Origin of the sequence: Nitratireductor sp. XY-223, from assembly GCF_004959855.1 — a bacterium.
Lineage (GTDB): Bacteria > Pseudomonadota > Alphaproteobacteria > Rhizobiales > Rhizobiaceae > Hoeflea_A.
This window is the reverse complement of record NZ_SPNT01000005.1, coordinates 350,219-365,673: the sequence shown is the minus strand read 5'-3', so window position 1 is coordinate 365,673 and position 15,455 is coordinate 350,219. Positions and strand designations below refer to the sequence as shown.

Sequence of the window (15,455 nt, the reverse complement as noted above, 5' to 3'; positions counted from 1 at the left end):
TCCGCGCGCCGGCGGCGCCTGTGACACCTGGCACACCGGCAATAGTTTTCGAGATATTTAAGGGAATTTTGATTTGAAGAACCTTGCCCGCATCATGGTCGCCCCGAACGGCGCGCGACGCGGAAAAACCGATCACCCGGCCTTGCCGGTGACGATCGCCGAAACCGTGGAGACGGCGAAATCCTGCTTCTCGGCAGGTGCCGAGGCGATCCACGCCCACGTGCGCGACAGCAACGGCGAACACTCCCTGGATGCCGGTCTCTACCGCGAATTGATCGCCCAGCTCGCCATCACTGTGCCGGACATGGCCGTTCAGATCACCACGGAGGCGGTCGGTCGCTATTCGCCCGGCGAGCAGCGGCGGGTGGTGCGCGACGTCATGCCCAAGGCGGTGTCGGTTGCGCTGCGTGAAATGCTGCCGGATGACGGCGAGGTCCAGGCGGCCAGGGACTTCTACCATTGGGCGCGCGAGGCGGACATCGCCGTGCAGCACATTCTCTACGAGGCCGGCGAGGTTGCCGATCTCTTCGCCCGCATCGGGTCCGGCGTGATTCCGGCCGACGAACTGCAGATCCTGTTCGTGCTCGGACGGTATGCCAAGGACCAGCAGAGCGAGGTCGCCGACATGGATCCGTTCCTCAGCGCGCTGGCGCTCCAGGATTACGAGGACGGCACGGTCGCATGGGGTCTCTGCGCCTTCGGGCGCAACGAAACGGACTGCCTCGCCGAGGCCGTCCGGCGCGGCGGCCACGCCCGCATCGGCTTCGAGAACAGCCTGTGGAACCGCGACGGCCTCATCGCCGCCGACAATGCCGAGCGGGTGCGCGAACTGGTCAGGGTGCTGGGCTAGAGGCCTAAACCCGCCACACCGCGGATCCGCCGGTCATGCCGGCGCCGGCGGCCGAGAAAAGCAACACTTCGCCACGCCTCAGGGGCACGGTCCGGTGGGCGAGCGACAAGGTCAACGGGATCGTCGCCGCCGAGCTGTTGCCATATTCACCGACGGAGGACAGGATCCTGTCCTCCGGAATCCCGATTGCGTGGGCAACCGCGTCGAACATGCGGCGATTGGCCTGGTGCGGGATGAATCGGTCGATATCGCCGGCGGCGAGGCCCGATCGGTCCAGCGCCGTTCGCGCGCTGTCGGCCATCATGTGGACGGCGTGCGAGAACACCCGCTTGCCGTTGTCGATATGCATCTTGAGCGCCGCCTGGTTCGCGGTCGGCGCGAACGGCTGCCGCGAGCCGCCCATCGGGATGAGGATCCGGTCGTATTGCGCGCCGTCGGACCGCAGTTCCAGCGATTGCAGGCCTCCGATGCCGTCTGACTGCGGTTCAAGGACGATTGCGCCTGCCGCATCGGCGAAAAGCACTGCGCTCGCCCGTTCCTGCGGGTCGATGCGGCGGCTCAGGATATTGGCGGCAACGACGATGGCCGGTTTCTGCTGGCAGCGCACGAAATTCTCGGCAAAGCTCAGCGCATAGAGGAAACCGCCGCAGGCGCCGGTGATGTCGACGGCACCGGGCGAGGCGAGGCCAAGCCGATGTGCCAGCAGGGGTGCGGACGGCGGTAAAAGGTGGTCCGGCGTGCTGGTGGCGAGCAACAGCAGCCCGATATCCGCCGGTTCGATCCCGCTGTCGCGCAGGGCCATCTCGGCGGCCGGCAGGGCGATGTCGGTCAGCGCCTCGTCAGGCGCCGCGTAGCGCCGGCTGTGGATGCCCGACCGTCGCGCGATCCAGCCGTGCTCGAGGCCGAGGCGCGCCTCGATCTCGGCATTGGGCACCACGCGCTCGGGCGCATGGTGGCCGAGGCCGGCGATAGCGACCCCGGCCGGCATTACGCGAAGGCCTCCGCGGCATCCGCGATGGCGCCGTAGACCGTATCGAGATCGTCGGCCGTGGTGCAGTAGGGCGGCAGCACATAGACGGTGTTGCCGAGCGGCCGCAGCAGCAGGTTGCGTTCCTGGAAGAAGGCATAGAGCTTGGGGCCGACATTGGACAGATAGCCGTCGTCGCGTGCTTTCAGGTCCATGGCCGTGATGGTGCCGCACTGGCGCACGTTCTCGAAGCGCTCATCCTCGGCAAAGCGGGTCAGCCGCTCGTGCTGCATGCCGGCAAGGTTGGCGATCGTGTCGAGCACCGGCTCGTCATGCCAGATCTTCAGATTGGCGACGGCGGCCGCGCAGGCGATCGGATTGGCGGTGTAGGAGCTCGAATGGAAGAAGGTCTTCGACCGGTCGGTCGAATAGTGGGCCTCGAAGATCTCCGAGCGGCACAGCGTGACCGCAAGCGGCAGTGATCCGCCGGTGATGCCCTTGGAATAGCAGGCGATGTCCGGCTCGATACCGGCGATCTCGCAGGCGAACATGGAGCCCGTGCGGCCCCAGCCGGTCATCACCTCGTCGGCGATGAAAAGGACGTCATGGGCCTCGCATACGGCCTTCATCTGCCCCAGCGTATCGGGCGGGTACATCAGCATGCCGCCGGCGCCCAGCACCAGGGGCTCGGTGATGAAGGCCGCCACATCGCCGGCGCGGCAGGCTTCTTCGAGCGCCGCGATCGTCGCCGCGTCGTCATGCGGCTGCGGAAAGGGAACCGAGGTGACGTCGAACATCAGCGGCTCGTAGGCGGCGTTGAAGACGCCGCGCTCGCCCACCGACATCGTGCCGATCGTGTCGCCGTGATAGCCGTTTTCCATGACGACGATGCGGGTGCGGTCGGTCTTGCCGATATTGCGCCAGTAGCCGAGCGCCATCTTCAGCGCCACCTCGACCGAGGTCGACCCGCTGTCGGAGAAGAACACGTGGTTGAGCGTCGATGGCGTAACCTCAAGCAGCCGCTCGGCGAGCGCCTCGGCCGGGTCGTGCGTGTGGCCGGCGAAGATGACCTGGTCCAGCTTGCCCGCCTGCTCGCGGATCGCCTCGATGATGCGCGGCTCGCAGTGCCCGTGGGTCGTCACCCACCAGCTCGACACGCCGTCGAATATCCGCCGTCCGTCCTTCGCCGTCAGATAGGCGCCTTTGCCCTCGGTGATGTGGGCCATATCCGGCAGTACGGCGTGCTGGGTGAAGGGATGCCAGATCGGAAAGTTCTTCTCAGCGTTCATGGGTCTTCCTCATGCGCGTTCGCTGCTGCGATCAGGCGCGGAAATCATCCGCGTTGAATGCCTGCGCAAAGGCCGATTGCAGCGTGTCGGGAGCCAGCGGATCGAGCACCGGCAGCCGGCCGAGCTGGCGGATCCTGCCCATCTCGGCGATTGTCGCCTGCGTGTCGGCGATCTCTTCGCCCACAAAGGCGATCCCCAGGAGGGAAACGCCGCGCGCGCGCAGCGCTTCGATGGACAAGAGCGCGTGGTTGATCGCGCCGAGCGCGGTGCGCCCGACAAGCACGGCCGGCAGGTTCCACCGGGCAATGACATCCGCGTAAAGCGTTTCACGTGTGAGCGGAACCAGCACGCCGCCGGCGCCCTCGATCACAAGCGGTCCTTCGATATCCGGCGGTGTCAGCCTCTCCGGATCGATTTCAACGCCGTCTATCTCCGCCGAGCGGTGCGGGGAGAGTGGGCTGTTCAGCCGGTAGGTTTCCGGTAACACGCGTTCAGCGGGCAGTTCGGCGAGCCGCTGCACGGTCTGCGCATCCGTATCGCCGTCGAGGCCGGACTGGACCGGTTTCCAGTAGGAGGCGCCGAGCGCCGCTGTCAGCCCGGCGGCAAACACCGTCTTGCCGATATCCGTGTCGGTTCCGAGGACGACGATCCTGGTCATCGGCCCGGCCCGTCAAGAGTTTCGGCAAGCGCCGAAAGCAGGCCGGCGACCGCCGCCTCGTCCGCATTCAGGGTCAGCGAGATGCGCAGCCGCGACGTGCCCTCCGGAACGGTGGGCGGCCGGATGCCGCGAATGTCGTAACCGCGTGCCTGCAATGCGGCGGCGCAGCCCATCGTCGCCTCTGCATCGCCGATGATCACCGGCTGGATTTGCGATCCGGTTGACGGACGCCCGAGTGCGGCGAGCCCTTGGGCCATCTGCGACATCATCCCGTTCAGCCTGTCCCGGCGCTGCGGTTCGTCTTTCAGGACCTGCAGTGCTTCGCGCACCGCCGCGGCCATCAGCGGTGAGGGCGCGGTTGCGTAGATGAAGGGCCGGCTTCGGTTGACGAGATAGTCGGCAAGCACTGGCGACAGGCACACAAGCGCCCCGGAGGCACCCAGAGCCTTGCCGCAGGTATGAACGACGACGACATTGTCCCGGCCTTCGAAATCGGCCGCAAGGCCGCGCCCGTCCGGCCCGAAGACGCCGGTGGCATGGGCCTCGTCGACAATGAGGAAGCCGTCATGCCTGTCGGCAACGTCAATCAGCGCATCCAGCGGCGCGCGGTCGCCATCCATGCTGTAGAGGCTCTCGACCACGAGCCATGGGCACCCGGTGCCGCCGCGCTTGCGCCATGCAAGGATCGCGTCCTCGAATGCGTTCGCATCGTTGTGCCGGGCAAAGGCCACTTCCGCGCGGGTTGCGCCCGCACCGTCGTGACAGCTGGCATGGACAAGGTCGTCAAGGACGACGAGATCGGCTCGATGCGGCAGGCAGGCGAGCAGTGCGTAATTGGCCACGAAGCCGCTGCCGAAATAGAGCGCCCTTTGCGCGCCGAAAAACGCCGCGGCCTCCGCTTCGAGCGCCAGGTGCTCCGGATCGTTGCCGCGCAGAAGGCGCGAACCTCCTGCGCCAATTGGTACGCCCCGCGCGATCGCCGCCTGCAGGGCTTCGGCAACGCGGCCGTCGCCGGCAAGCCCGAGATAGTCGTTCGAGGAGAAATCGATGCCGCCGCTTTCGGAAAGGCCGCGAAGCCGTCCGCGCCCGGCCAGGCGCCGCAGCGTGGTCTCGTAGCGCGTCAGGTGGCCGGCATCTTCATTCCGCTGCAACATTGCTGACGGGTTCCTCCTGCACCTGCGCGGCCTCCGGCTGAAGGCCGAGCTTGCGGAACAGCACCGTATCCGCGTCGTCTTCCGGATTGTCCGCCGTCAGCAGCGTGTCGCCGCTGAAGATCGAGTTGGCGCCGGCAAGGAAGCACAGCGCCTGGGTCTCGTCGGACATTTCCGTGCGGCCGGCCGAAAGCCGCACATGGCTTTGCGGCATCATGATGCGGGCAAGCGCGATGGTGCGGACGAATTCCAGCGGATCGATCGGCTCGGCGTTTTCCAGCGGCGTGCCCTCGATGGGGATCAGCATGTTGATCGGAACGCTTTCCGGCGGTTCCGGCAGGTTGGCGAGCGTTACCAGCATGTCGATGCGATCCTGCGCCTTCTCGCCCATGCCCAAAATGCCGCCCGAACAGATCTTCATGCCGGCATCGCGCACATTGGCGAGCGTGTCGAGCCGGTCCGCATAGGTCCGGGTGGTGATGATCTCGCTGTAGTGGCGCTCGGACGTGTCGAGATTGTGGTTGTAGTAGTCGAGCCCCGCGCCCTTCAGTTCAAGCGCCTGTTCCGGCGTCAGCATGCCGAGCGTCATGCAGGTTTCCATGCCCATGGCCTTGACGCCCTCGATCATGGCCACCAGCGCCGGCATGTCGCGCGGTTTCGGGTTGCGCCAGGCGGCGCCCATGCAGTAGCGGGTGGAGCCGGCATCCCTGGCGCGGCGCGCCTCCGCCAGCACCCGTTCGACCTCGATCAGCTTCGACGCCGTCAATCCGGTCTTGTGATGCGCCGACTGGCTGCAATAACCGCAGTCTTCCGGGCAGCCGCCGGTCTTAATGCTCAAAAGCTGGCTCTTTTGAACCCGGTTCGGGTCGAAATGCTGGCGATGCACCGTCTGCGCCTGGAAGATCAGGTCGTTGAACGGCAGGTGGTAGATCGCCTCCGCTTCCTCGCGAGACCATGTTTTTGCGGCTGTTTCACTCATTGGGTCGTATCGCCTTGTTGCAAAAGGTGCTCCCGTTTAGCACCCGCTCCTTTTTGTCGCAAATGCTATGAGGCCAGTGCGGCCTCTTTGCCCTGATGGGCCTCGCGGCTGGCGAGAAGGGCGTCTTCGAGAATGTCGAGGGCTTGTGCGAACACCGACTCCTCGATCGTAATCGGCGCCAGGAAGCGGATGACATTGGCCCGCACCCCGCAGGTCAGCAGGATAAGCCCGTTTTCCAGTGCCTTGGCGCGCACGGTGTTGGCGAATTCCGGATCGGGCGCACCGCTGCCCGGAACGTTGAATTCCACCGCGTTCATGAATCCGGGGCCGCGAATGTCGACGATCTCCGGCACGACGTCGCGAAGACCGCCGATGCGCTGCTTGAGGCAGGCGCCGAGGCGCTCCGCGCGTTCGCACAGACCTTCTTCCTCGATAATGTCGAGGACGGCATGCGCGGCCGCGATGCCGAGCGGATTGCCGCCATAGGTGCCGCCGAGACCGCCCGCGTGCGGCGCATCCATGAGTTCGGCGCGGCCGGTGACCGCGGCCAGCGGGAAGCCGCCGGCAAGACTCTTGGCCATGGTCGTCAGGTCCGGGGCGACGTCGTGGTGCTCCATGGCGAACAGGCGGCCCGTGCGGGCAAAGCCGGTCTGCACCTCGTCGGCGATCAGCAGGATGCTGTGCCGGTCGCACAATTCGCGCAGCGCCGTCATGAATTCCGGTGGCGCGGGGTAGAATCCGCCTTCGCCCTGCACCGGCTCCAGGATGATCGCCGCGACACGTCCCGGATCGACATCGCTCTTGAAGATCTGCTCGAGCGCGGCAAGTGAATCTTCGGCCGTAATGCCGTGCAGCGGGATCGGGAAGGGCGCGTGGAAAACGTCGCCGGACATGGCGCCGAAACCGGCCTTGTAGGGAAACACCTTTCCGGTCAGCGACATGCCCATGAAGGTGCGCCCGTGAAAACCGCCGCTGAAGGCGATGACGGCTGAACGGCCGGTGGCCGCGCGGGCGATCTTGACGGCATTTTCCACAGCCTCGGCGCCGGTTGTGAGAAAGACGGTCTTTTTCTCGCCCGGTCCTGGAACGAGCGCGTTCAGCCGTTCGGCGAGCGCCACGTAGTTCTCGTAAGGCACCACCTGGTGGCAGGTATGGGTGAACCGTTCGAGCTGCGCGCGCGCCGCCTCGACGATGCGCGGATGGCAATGGCCGGTATTGACCACCGCGATCCCTGAGGCGAAGTCGATATAGCGGCGCCCCTCGACGTCCCATATCTCGGCGTTGCTGGCACGCTCGGCATAGACGCCGGTCATGGTGCCGACACCGCGGGACAGGGCCGCGCTACGTCGCTCAGCGAGCCTGGAGTTCAATGCGGCGGTCACGGTGCGAGAACCTCCCTGACGGATGCGAGCATGCGCGCCCGGTCCTGCCGCGCGGCGAGGGCGCCGTGCATGTCGGTGCGCACGAACCGCGCTGGCGTGTTCGGCTGCAACTGGCCGATCAGGTCCATGTCGGCGGAAATCACGGTGCCGATCATGAAATAGCCGCCGCCGGAGACGGCGTCCCGGTGCAGCACGATGGGCTCGGTGCCGCCGGGCACCTGGATCGAACCGTAGGGATAGCAGGCGTCGGTGATGTTCGACGGGTCGGAGCCGGCGCCGAAGGGCGGTTCGCGCCCGATGAAATCGAGGGGCGTTCCGCCCTGGAAACGGTAGCCCATGCGGTCGGCCTCGCCGGCGACCTTCCAGGTCTCGTCGAAGAAGCGCTGGCCCGAATCCTCGGTGATGCGATGCCAGTAGAGCCCCGGCAGCACCCGCAGCTCGGCCGGGTTGCCTGGCGTGCGGCGCAGGTCTTGCGGAACGGAGCGTCCCGCGGCGGATCCCGCTGACGGACCGAGCGGCAGCACGTCGTCGGCCTGCAGCGCGCGGCCGTCGACGCCGCCCAGCGCCCCGATGGCGTAGGTGGAGCGGCTGCCGAGCGCCGGCGGCGTGTCGATGCCGCCGGAGATCGCGATATAGGCGCGCGCGCCCGAGCGCAGATAGTCGAACGAAAGCACCTGGCCGGACTTCACCGCAAAGGATGTCCAGCACTCCATGGTCTCGCCGTCCAGTTTCGGTGGCAGGTCGGCGCCGGTCACGGCGACGACGGCATCGCCGGTGAATTCCAGCTCCGGCCCGGTGAACACCGCTTCGAGCCCGGCAGCGCCCTCGTCATTGCCGACCAGCAGGTTGGCGGTCCTGAGGGCCATCCGGTCCATGGCGCCGCCGATTGGGATACCGAGATGATAGTAGCCGGGCCGCCCCATGTCCTGGATGGTGGTCATGAGCCCGGGGGAAAGGACTTTAACGGACATTGAGCGCCTCCAGCAGTTTTGCGTTGGTTCCGTCGATATCCCGGTTGAACGCTTCGAGGGAAAAGACGACGTCTTTCATGCGCGGCATGAAGCGCCCCGCCTCGACATCGGCGACGTCCCGGTCGTATTCCTCGCGGCTGATCGGCTTCCATTTGACGATGTCGCCGGGTTTGAAGAACACCATGAAGTCCTTGAGATACGAGACCTTTTGCGCCGGATCGTAGATCGGCATGGGCGTGATCCCGAACATCTGGTAGCCGCCGGCGCCGCGCACCGAATAGATGCAGGAGAAACAGCCGCCGTAGCCGACCGTCAGTTTCGGCGTGTCGGTGCGCGGGCGCAGATATTTCGGCACCTGGATTTGCCGCGGCCGGTCGACCATCTGGTAGAGGAACGGCAGGCCGGCGACGAAGCCGACCATGGAAACGAACCAGGGCGAGCCGGAATGCGCGGCGATGAATTCGCTGACATCGGCAAAGCCGTTGATCCGTGCCGCGTATTCGATATCGGTGGATTCCGGATCCTGGTGCCGTTCGCGGAACCGCATCAGGGTCTCGTTGGTCCACGGGTCCTGGTAGTGGACGGGAATCTCGATAATGCGGGTCGCCAGCACGGCCTCGGCGTGCTCCGCCGTCTCTTCGATCCGCTTCAATTCGGTCATCAGGTCGTCGGGATGGATGACGTCCGGATCGAACTTGATCTGGAACGAGGCGTTGGCGGGGCAGATTTCGGTGACGCCCCTGATCTGCGCCTCGCGCACCGAATTGGTGATCGACAGGCTCTTGAAGAAGGCCTCCAGCGACATGTCCTCGCTGACCTCCACGAAGATGTGCTCGTCGCCGCCGAATGAATATCGCGATGTCATGCCGCCAGGCCTCCTTCGTTCTGCGCCAGTCCGGCGCCGTTTTCCTCAAGCCACGGCTCCAGCCATCCGGTATGGACGGCACCGGACCGGACCGCGGCATCCCCGGCGAGCGCCGAAAACAGCGGCGCCGTCGTCTTCAGCCCGTCGATGCGGAACTCGGACACGGCACGCTGAAGGCGGGCGATCGCCTGTTCGCGGCTCTCGCCCCGCACGATCAGCTTGCCGAGCAGCGAATCGTAGAAGGGCGGGATCTGGTAGCCGGGATAGAGCATGTGATCGAAGCGCACGCCCGGACCGCCTGGAAAGCGGAAATCGGCGACAACGCCCGGAAACGGCATGAAGTTGTTGGCCGGGTCCTCGGCATTGATCCGCACCTCGATCGCGTGGCCGCTGATGGCGAGATCCGCCTGGGCAATCGAGAGCGGCGCGCCGCCGGCGATGCGGATCATTTCGGCGACCAGGTCGACGCCGGTGATCTCCTCGGTCACCGGATGCTCGACCTGGATGCGGGTGTTCATCTCGATGAAATAGAAAGCGCCGCTCACATCGTCGTAGAGATATTCGATGGTGCCGGCGCCGCGGTAACCGACGGATTGCGCCAGCCGCACAGCGGAGTCGCAAAGGGCCTGCCGCGTCTCGGCATCCAGGGCCGGGGAGGGCGCTTCCTCCCAGACCTTCTGGCGCCGGCGCTGCAGCGAGCATTCGCGCTCGAACAGATGCACGACATTGTTGCCGTCGCCGAGGATCTGGACCTCGATGTGGCGCGCCCGCTCGATGACCTTTTCGAGATAGAGCCCGCCATCGCCGAAGGCGGCGCTGGCCTCGGACGCCGCCTGCGGGGCAAGCGTGTCGAGCTCATCGCCGTTTTGCGCGATACGGATGCCGCGGCCGCCGCCGCCGGCCGTCGCCTTGATCATCACCGGGTAGCCGATACGGTCGGCGACCGTCCTGGCGGCGCCGGGATCGCTCAACAGGCCGTCGCTGCCGGGCACGGTCGGAACGCCCGCCTCCTTCGCCGCCTGCCTGGCGCTGGCCTTGTCGCCCATGCGGCGGATGGTCTCGCCACGCGGACCGACGAAGACCATGCCGGCGGTTTCGACCGCGTCGGCGAATTCGGCGTTTTCTGCAAGGAAGCCGTAGCCGGGGTGAACGGCATCGGCGCCTGTCTTGCGTGCGGCCTCGAGAATGGCCGCGACATTCAGGTAGGATTTCGCCGCCGCCGGCGGGCCGATGTCGACGGCCTCGTCGGCCATCTCCACGGCCAGCGAATCCGCGTCGGCGGCACTGTGCACCTGGACGGTGCGGATGCCGAGTTCGCGGGCGGCCCGGTTGATCCGTACGGCGATCTCGCCGCGATTGGCAATCAGCAGTTTTCCGATCGGCATGGCGGCATCCTCAGCTTTCGATCTCGGCCAGAACCTGTCCGGGCGTGACAGCGTCCTCATTGTCCACCAGGAAGCCCGCCAGGGTGCCCTCGAAGTCGGACCGGATTTCATGGAAGGACTTCATCACCTCCACGAGCCCGATCACGTCGCCCTTGGCGACAGGGTCGCCCGGCGCCTTGAATTCCGGCTGGTCTGGCGCCGGCTTGCGGTAGAACGTGCCGGGAAGCGGTGAGCGGATTTCCTGTTTTGCCATGAAATTCTCCAGTCCTGTTTCGGCTTGCCGGTCAGGCGGCAAGAAAGGGTTCGAGCGCCACGCGGACGGCGCGTGCCACCGCCGCGGCATTCGGCGTGTCGGAGTGGACGCAGACGGTCTGCACCCGCACCGGAAGGTCCGTGCCGTTGACGGAACGCACCTGGCCTTCCGTCACGGCCCGCACGGTCCGTTGCGCGGCGAAGTCCGGGTCCACGGCCTCGTGCTGGCGGGTGATGATCAGCCGGCCCTCATCGTCATATTCGAGATCGGAAAAGAATTCCGCCCGGAACTCAAGCCCGCGCGCGGTGTAGATCTCCTCGTGCAGCGTGCCGGCAAGGCCGAGCAGCGGCACCCTGAAATGCTCCGCGGCGTCGGCGACGGCGTGGGCGATATGCTCCCGGCTCGCCGCCATTCCGTAGAGCGCGCCGTGCGGCTTCAGGTGGCTGAGCGGGATGCCCGCGACATCGAGGAACCCCTTGAGCGCGCCGATCTGGTAGATGATGATATTGGCCATCTCTCCGCGCTCGATCGTCATCTCGCGACGGCCGAAGCCTGCTAGATCCGGCAGCGAGAAATGCGCCCCGATCTTGACCCCGTGCCGCCGCGCCAGCTCGATCGAGGCGCGCATGTGGTTGGGATCGGAACCGTGGAAGCCGCAGGCGATGTTCGCCTGGGTGATGTGCGGCATGATCGCCTCGTCGTCACCCACCCGGTAGATGCCGAAGCTCTCGCCCATGTCGCAGTTGATATCGACCGACATAAAGTGCCTCCGGTTCAGCGCTTGAGGGACGCCACGTAGCGCAGCCTGATCTGGTCGGCGATGACCGCCAGGATCAGGAGCGCCCCGAGGACGACCGTCTGCAGGTAGGATTCGATGCGTGCCAGGTTCATGCCGTTCTGCACCAGACCGATGAACAGCGCGCCGAGGACGACATTCTCGACCCGCCCGACACCGCCGCGCAGGCTGACGCCGGCGATCACACAGGCGGCAATCGATTCAAGCGGCATCGACGCGCCGATGTTGGCCTCGCCCGTGTCCAGCCGCGCCGTGAGCAGCATGCCGGCAACAGCCGCCAGCGCCGCGCAGAACACATAGGTCCAGAACAGCGTGGCGCGGGTGCTGATGCCCGACAGGCCCGCCGCCTTGATATTGCCGCCGACCGCGTAGAAGTAGCGCCCGAACGGCGTCCAGTTGAGGAAAAGGTAAAGGCACAGGATGATGATCGCCGCGACATAGACCGGCACGGGTATGCCGAAAAGCGCGCCGAAGCCGAAGATGTCGCCGAATTGCTGCGGCATGCCGTAGACCGGAACGCCGCCGGTGAGATAAAGCGCGATGCCGAAGCCGACCGAGGCCATGCCGAGCGACATCATGAAGGGCGAAACGTTGAACAGCGACACGCCGATGCCGTTGACGACGCCGATCATGGTTCCGGCGAGGATGCCGGCGACGCAGCCGATGATGATGGCCAGCCACACCAGCTCCGGCATGGCCGCGAAGGCCGTCGCCATCGCCAGCGCGCCGACGACCGAGGACAGCGCGACGATCGTGCCCACCGAAAGGTCGAAGCCGCCGGTCAAGAGCGCCAGCATCTGGCCGAGCGACACGATGGTCAGGTACACCGACTGGCGCAGCACGTTCATCAGGTTGCGGCCGGTCAGGAAATTGTCCGACATCAGCGAAAACACGATGACCGCGATCACCAGCAGGAACGGCAGGATGCCGAGGCGGATGAACAGGCGTTTGAGCCGGTCCGACAGATTGATGGTGCTTTCGGCGCTCATGCTAGCCTCGCTCGCCATTACGCGGCCTCCCGTTCGAAAAAGTGCTTGAGGACATTTTCCTCGGTGATTTCCGCGCCTTCGAGCTCCGCCTGGATCTGCCCGCGGTAGAACACATAGGCGCGGTTCGACAGGTGAAGGATTTCCGGCAGGTCCGACGAGATCAGCAGGATCGCCGCGCCGTTTTCGCACAGCTCTGCGATGAACCGGTAGATGGCCGCGCGGGTGCCGACGTCGACGCCGACCGTCGGCTCGTCAAAGGCGATGAGGTCGAATTCGCGCGTCAGGCTGCGCGCCAGCATCGCCTTTTGCTGGTTGCCGCCGGAAAAGTGCTCGACGGTGCGCTCGACGCGCATGGGCGCCAGGTGCAGCCGCTCGGCAAGCTCGGCCGCCATGCGCGCTTCGCCGCCGGCGCTGAGGAAAAGCCCGTTGGAGACCGGTTTTCGGGTCAGGGACGCCAGGCTCATATTCTCGCGCACCGGCCGCATCATCATCAGGCCGTCATTCTTGCGGTCGGACGGAAGATAGAGGAAACCGCGGTCGAGCATCCTGCGTGTCGAAAGCCCGGTAACGTCTGCATCCTTGAACGTAATCGTGCCGGAAACGATGTCGCGGGCTCCGAAGCAGGCCTGCGCGAATCGCGACTTGCCGGATCCGACGAGCCCTGCGAGCCCGACGATCTCGCCGCGGCGCACGGTCACGGATGCGCCACGCACGCCGTTGTCGGCTGTGGCCAGATCGGAGACCACAAGCAGCGTCTGTTGCGGGTTGAATTCAATCTTCGGAAAGACCTGTCCGACGACGCGGCCGGTCATCAGCCGGACAAGTTCGTCTTCGGAGGTGGTCTTGGCGTCCACCGTGTCGATGTAATGGCCGTCGCGCAATATCGTGATGCGGTCGCCGATCTCGCGGATCTCCGACATGCGGTGGGTGATGTAGATGATGCCGACGCCCTTCGCCTTGAGGCGGGCGATCAGCCGGAACAGCTGCTCGGTCTCGTGCTGGGTCAGCGACGCGGTCGGCTCGTCCAGGATGAGGATGGAGGGTTCCGAGCGGAACGCCTTGGCAATCTCAACCATCTGCTGCTCTGCGCGGGTGAGGCGCGAGACAGGCAGATTGACCGGCAGGTGGAAGTCTAGGTCCTCGAGGATTTCCGTTGCGCGCCGGTGCAGGGCTTTCTTCTGCAGGATGCCGGAGCGGGTCTCCTCCGCTCCGAGGAAGAGGTTTTCCTCGACGCTCATCTGCGGGATCAGCGAGAACTCCTGGAAGACGGCGCTGATGCCGAGCGCGCGCGCCTCATGCACGGAATCGAGGTGTACCGGCGATCCGTTGAACCGGAATTCGCCCGTGGTCGGCCGCGCCGCGCCGGCAATCATCGAAATCAGCGTCGATTTCCCGGCGCCGTTCTCGCCGAAAAGGATATGCACCTCGCCGTGGCGCAATTCGAAATTGACGCCGTCCAGCGCCTTGACGCCGGGAAACTGCTTGGTGACGTTGATGGCCTCGAGAAGGAGATGCGCATCGGCCCGACGCGCACCTTCTCTGTCTTGGGAGGACATGATCGTTGACCTTCCGAGAGGGTCAGTTGACCCGGAAGACCGGTTTGAAGCCGCTCGGCGCGAGCGTCGAGGACGGGTCGAAGTCGGCAAGATTGTCCTGCGTTACGATCCGCAGCGCCGGGCCGACATGCTTCTGGTAGGGCTCGCCCTCGAGGATGCGTACCGCCTGGTCGACCGCGATGCGGCCCTGGATGACCGGCGAATCCGTCGGCGCGGCGAGGATCTGCTTGCGGCGGATGCCCTGGTCGACGCCCGGCGTGTAGTAGTAGGAGATGACCTTCACCTTGTCGGTCAGGCCGCGCGCCCGCAGGATGGGAATGGCCGCCTCCGCCGTCACGGCGGTGCCGACGACATAATCGAGATCCGGATGGGCCTCCAGCGTGTCTTCGACAAGCTTGGCCTGCGCCTCCTTGCCGGTGTCGCCGTATTTGGTTTCGACGAGATCGACGGACGATCCGTCAATGGCGCCGGTGAACCCGGTATTGCCGGCTTCGACCCAGCCGGCGCCCGCCGGTCCGGGGAACCAGGCGACCTTGGCCTTCTCGCCGCCCGACGGGTGCAATTCGGCCAGGAAGGCGCCCGCCTTGCCGCCCATCTCGCCGAAGGACACCAGCGATTTGGCCGAAAGGTCTGGCGAGGACATGCCGTTGATCACGTCGATCACGGGAACGCCCTTGTCGGCGATCTCCTTGACGATGTTGTTGAGGCCGTCGAACGAGATCGCTCCGATGATGACGGCGTCGGCGCCTGCGGCGACGCAATCCTCGATCTGCGAGATCTGGTTGTTGAGCTCCGTGTACCCGCCGGCCTCGACGAGCTGCATCTTGACCCCGAGCCGCTCGGCCTCCTGTGCGACGCCGTAGTCGACGCCCAGCCAGTACGCGTCCTTCATGTGGGGGAAGGAAACGCAGATTTCCCACGGCTTCGACGACGCGGGCAACGGCTGGTAGTCCAGGGTCGATCGCGGGCTTTCCATGTTGAACGGCGGGTCCCAGACCTCCACCGGGTAGGGATACCAGTTCTCCGCCGCTGCGACGGCCGAGAGGCTTGTCGTGATGGCAGCCGATATCAGTAGTTTCTGAATTGTCTTCGTCATTCTGTGTGCTCCCGAATTCCGTGGCGGACATTTCCGGCTGTGCCTGAACGGCATTGTCTCCCGGATCGCCGTCCGCTCCCATTGGCGCACACAAGGTTGGACCGGATCGCTATTATTGTAAAATATGATTTTAGACTGTATAAAATCTGAAAAACAGATTTATAGCGATGTTCGCGTCGCATGTCCGGAATTCGGCCATCCTGCTGCTTCCAACACAAAAGAAGTCAAAGATAGTGGTTAAAAAACAAAAGCGTAAGAGCAAGTTGCT

General features: G+C 65.4%; 15 protein-coding genes. 1 reads left to right on the top strand and 14 read right to left on the bottom strand.

The features are described 5' to 3' along the window. The first annotated feature begins 73 nt into the window (after window positions 1–73). Complete coding sequence (locus E4M07_RS19010) at window positions 74–850, top strand: 3-keto-5-aminohexanoate cleavage protein (RefSeq protein WP_246660507.1); 777 nt, start codon at window positions 74–76, stop codon at window positions 848–850. A 4-nt stretch (window positions 851–854) separates the two neighbouring features. Here the strand turns inward: E4M07_RS19010 and E4M07_RS19005 are convergent, their stop codons facing one another. From E4M07_RS19005 to torT, 14 genes are all read right to left on the bottom strand, one after another. Next, window positions 855–1,838 carry a beta-ketoacyl-ACP synthase III gene (locus E4M07_RS19005; protein WP_136659953.1) on the bottom strand — a complete coding sequence of 328 codons (984 nt, stop codon included), beginning with the start codon at window positions 1,836–1,838 and terminating at the stop codon, window positions 855–857. Next, entirely contained in the window at window positions 1,838–3,106 is a 1,269-nt protein-coding gene (locus E4M07_RS19000; protein ID WP_136659952.1) for an adenosylmethionine--8-amino-7-oxononanoate transaminase, read from the bottom strand. Before E4M07_RS19000 ends, E4M07_RS19005 begins: the two co-directional genes overlap by 1 nt. Before the next feature lie 31 nt (window positions 3,107–3,137). Further along, window positions 3,138–3,764: a dethiobiotin synthase gene (bioD, locus tag E4M07_RS18995; protein ID WP_136659951.1), complete on the bottom strand. Its 627-nt coding sequence runs from the start codon at window positions 3,762–3,764 to the stop codon at window positions 3,138–3,140. Continuing rightward, a complete protein-coding gene (locus E4M07_RS18990) occupies window positions 3,761–4,918 on the bottom strand; it encodes an 8-amino-7-oxononanoate synthase (RefSeq protein WP_136659950.1) in 1,158 nt (385 codons plus the stop codon). Before E4M07_RS18990 ends, bioD begins: the two co-directional genes overlap by 4 nt. Beyond that, the gene (bioB, locus tag E4M07_RS18985; protein ID WP_136659949.1) at window positions 4,902–5,894 is read right to left on the bottom strand and encodes a biotin synthase BioB; all 993 of its coding nucleotides are present in this window, start codon (window positions 5,892–5,894) and stop codon (window positions 4,902–4,904) included. Before bioB ends, E4M07_RS18990 begins: the two co-directional genes overlap by 17 nt. A gap of 65 nt (window positions 5,895–5,959) precedes the next feature. Beyond that, window positions 5,960–7,264, bottom strand: coding sequence for a 4-aminobutyrate--2-oxoglutarate transaminase (locus E4M07_RS18980; protein WP_136660014.1), 1,305 nt, complete (start codon window positions 7,262–7,264; stop codon window positions 5,960–5,962). An 8-nt stretch (window positions 7,265–7,272) separates the two neighbouring features. After that, window positions 7,273–8,247 (bottom strand): biotin-dependent carboxyltransferase family protein, encoded by a 975-nt coding sequence (locus E4M07_RS18975; protein ID WP_136659948.1) that lies wholly within the window; start codon window positions 8,245–8,247, stop codon window positions 7,273–7,275. Beyond that, window positions 8,237–9,112: a carboxyltransferase domain-containing protein gene (locus E4M07_RS18970; RefSeq protein WP_136659947.1), complete on the bottom strand. Its 876-nt coding sequence runs from the start codon at window positions 9,110–9,112 to the stop codon at window positions 8,237–8,239. Before E4M07_RS18970 ends, E4M07_RS18975 begins: the two co-directional genes overlap by 11 nt. Further along, a complete protein-coding gene (locus tag E4M07_RS18965) occupies window positions 9,109–10,497 on the bottom strand; it encodes an acetyl-CoA carboxylase biotin carboxylase subunit (RefSeq protein WP_136659946.1) in 1,389 nt (462 codons plus the stop codon). Before E4M07_RS18965 ends, E4M07_RS18970 begins: the two co-directional genes overlap by 4 nt. A gap of 10 nt (window positions 10,498–10,507) precedes the next feature. Next, the gene (locus tag E4M07_RS18960) at window positions 10,508–10,750 is read right to left on the bottom strand and encodes an acetyl-CoA carboxylase (RefSeq protein ID WP_136659945.1); all 243 of its coding nucleotides are present in this window, start codon (window positions 10,748–10,750) and stop codon (window positions 10,508–10,510) included. 31 nt (window positions 10,751–10,781) lie between these two features. Further along, entirely contained in the window at window positions 10,782–11,510 is a 729-nt protein-coding gene (pxpA, locus tag E4M07_RS18955; protein ID WP_136659944.1) for a 5-oxoprolinase subunit PxpA, read from the bottom strand. A gap of 14 nt (window positions 11,511–11,524) precedes the next feature. After that, window positions 11,525–12,553, bottom strand: a complete 1,029-nt coding sequence (locus E4M07_RS18950) for an ABC transporter permease (RefSeq protein ID WP_136659943.1) — start codon at window positions 12,551–12,553, stop codon at window positions 11,525–11,527. Beyond that, window positions 12,553–14,091, bottom strand: a complete 1,539-nt coding sequence (locus E4M07_RS18945) for a sugar ABC transporter ATP-binding protein (protein WP_136659942.1) — start codon at window positions 14,089–14,091, stop codon at window positions 12,553–12,555. The genes E4M07_RS18950 and E4M07_RS18945 overlap by 1 nt, the downstream gene beginning before the upstream one ends. Before the next feature lie 22 nt (window positions 14,092–14,113). Next, the gene (torT, locus tag E4M07_RS18940; protein ID WP_136659941.1) at window positions 14,114–15,187 is read right to left on the bottom strand and encodes a TMAO reductase system periplasmic protein TorT; all 1,074 of its coding nucleotides are present in this window, start codon (window positions 15,185–15,187) and stop codon (window positions 14,114–14,116) included. Window positions 15,188–15,455 lie beyond the last annotated feature (268 nt).

Bases quoted from the DNA above. Each gene is read 5' to 3' on its own strand.
- E4M07_RS19005 (WP_136659953.1), bottom strand. From the start codon at position 1,838: ATGCCGGCCGGGGTCGCTATCGCCGGCCTCGGCCACCATGCGCCCGAG.
- E4M07_RS19000 (WP_136659952.1), bottom strand. From the start codon at position 3,106: ATGAACGCTGAGAAGAACTTTCCGATCTGGCATCCCTTCACCCAGCAC.
- bioD (WP_136659951.1), bottom strand. From the start codon at position 3,764: ATGACCAGGATCGTCGTCCTCGGAACCGACACGGATATCGGCAAGACG.
- E4M07_RS18990 (WP_136659950.1), bottom strand. From the start codon at position 4,918: ATGTTGCAGCGGAATGAAGATGCCGGCCACCTGACGCGCTACGAGACC.
- bioB (WP_136659949.1), bottom strand. From the start codon at position 5,894: ATGAGTGAAACAGCCGCAAAAACATGGTCTCGCGAGGAAGCGGAGGCG.
- E4M07_RS18975 (WP_136659948.1), bottom strand. From the start codon at position 8,247: ATGTCCGTTAAAGTCCTTTCCCCCGGGCTCATGACCACCATCCAGGAC.
- E4M07_RS18970 (WP_136659947.1), bottom strand. From the start codon at position 9,112: ATGACATCGCGATATTCATTCGGCGGCGACGAGCACATCTTCGTGGAG.
- E4M07_RS18965 (WP_136659946.1), bottom strand. From the start codon at position 10,497: ATGCCGATCGGAAAACTGCTGATTGCCAATCGCGGCGAGATCGCCGTA.
- E4M07_RS18960 (WP_136659945.1), bottom strand. From the start codon at position 10,750: ATGGCAAAACAGGAAATCCGCTCACCGCTTCCCGGCACGTTCTACCGC.
- pxpA (WP_136659944.1), bottom strand. From the start codon at position 11,510: ATGTCGGTCGATATCAACTGCGACATGGGCGAGAGCTTCGGCATCTAC.
- E4M07_RS18950 (WP_136659943.1), bottom strand. From the start codon at position 12,553: ATGGCGAGCGAGGCTAGCATGAGCGCCGAAAGCACCATCAATCTGTCG.
- E4M07_RS18945 (WP_136659942.1), bottom strand. From the start codon at position 14,091: ATGTCCTCCCAAGACAGAGAAGGTGCGCGTCGGGCCGATGCGCATCTC.
- torT (WP_136659941.1), bottom strand. From the start codon at position 15,187: ATGACGAAGACAATTCAGAAACTACTGATATCGGCTGCCATCACGACA.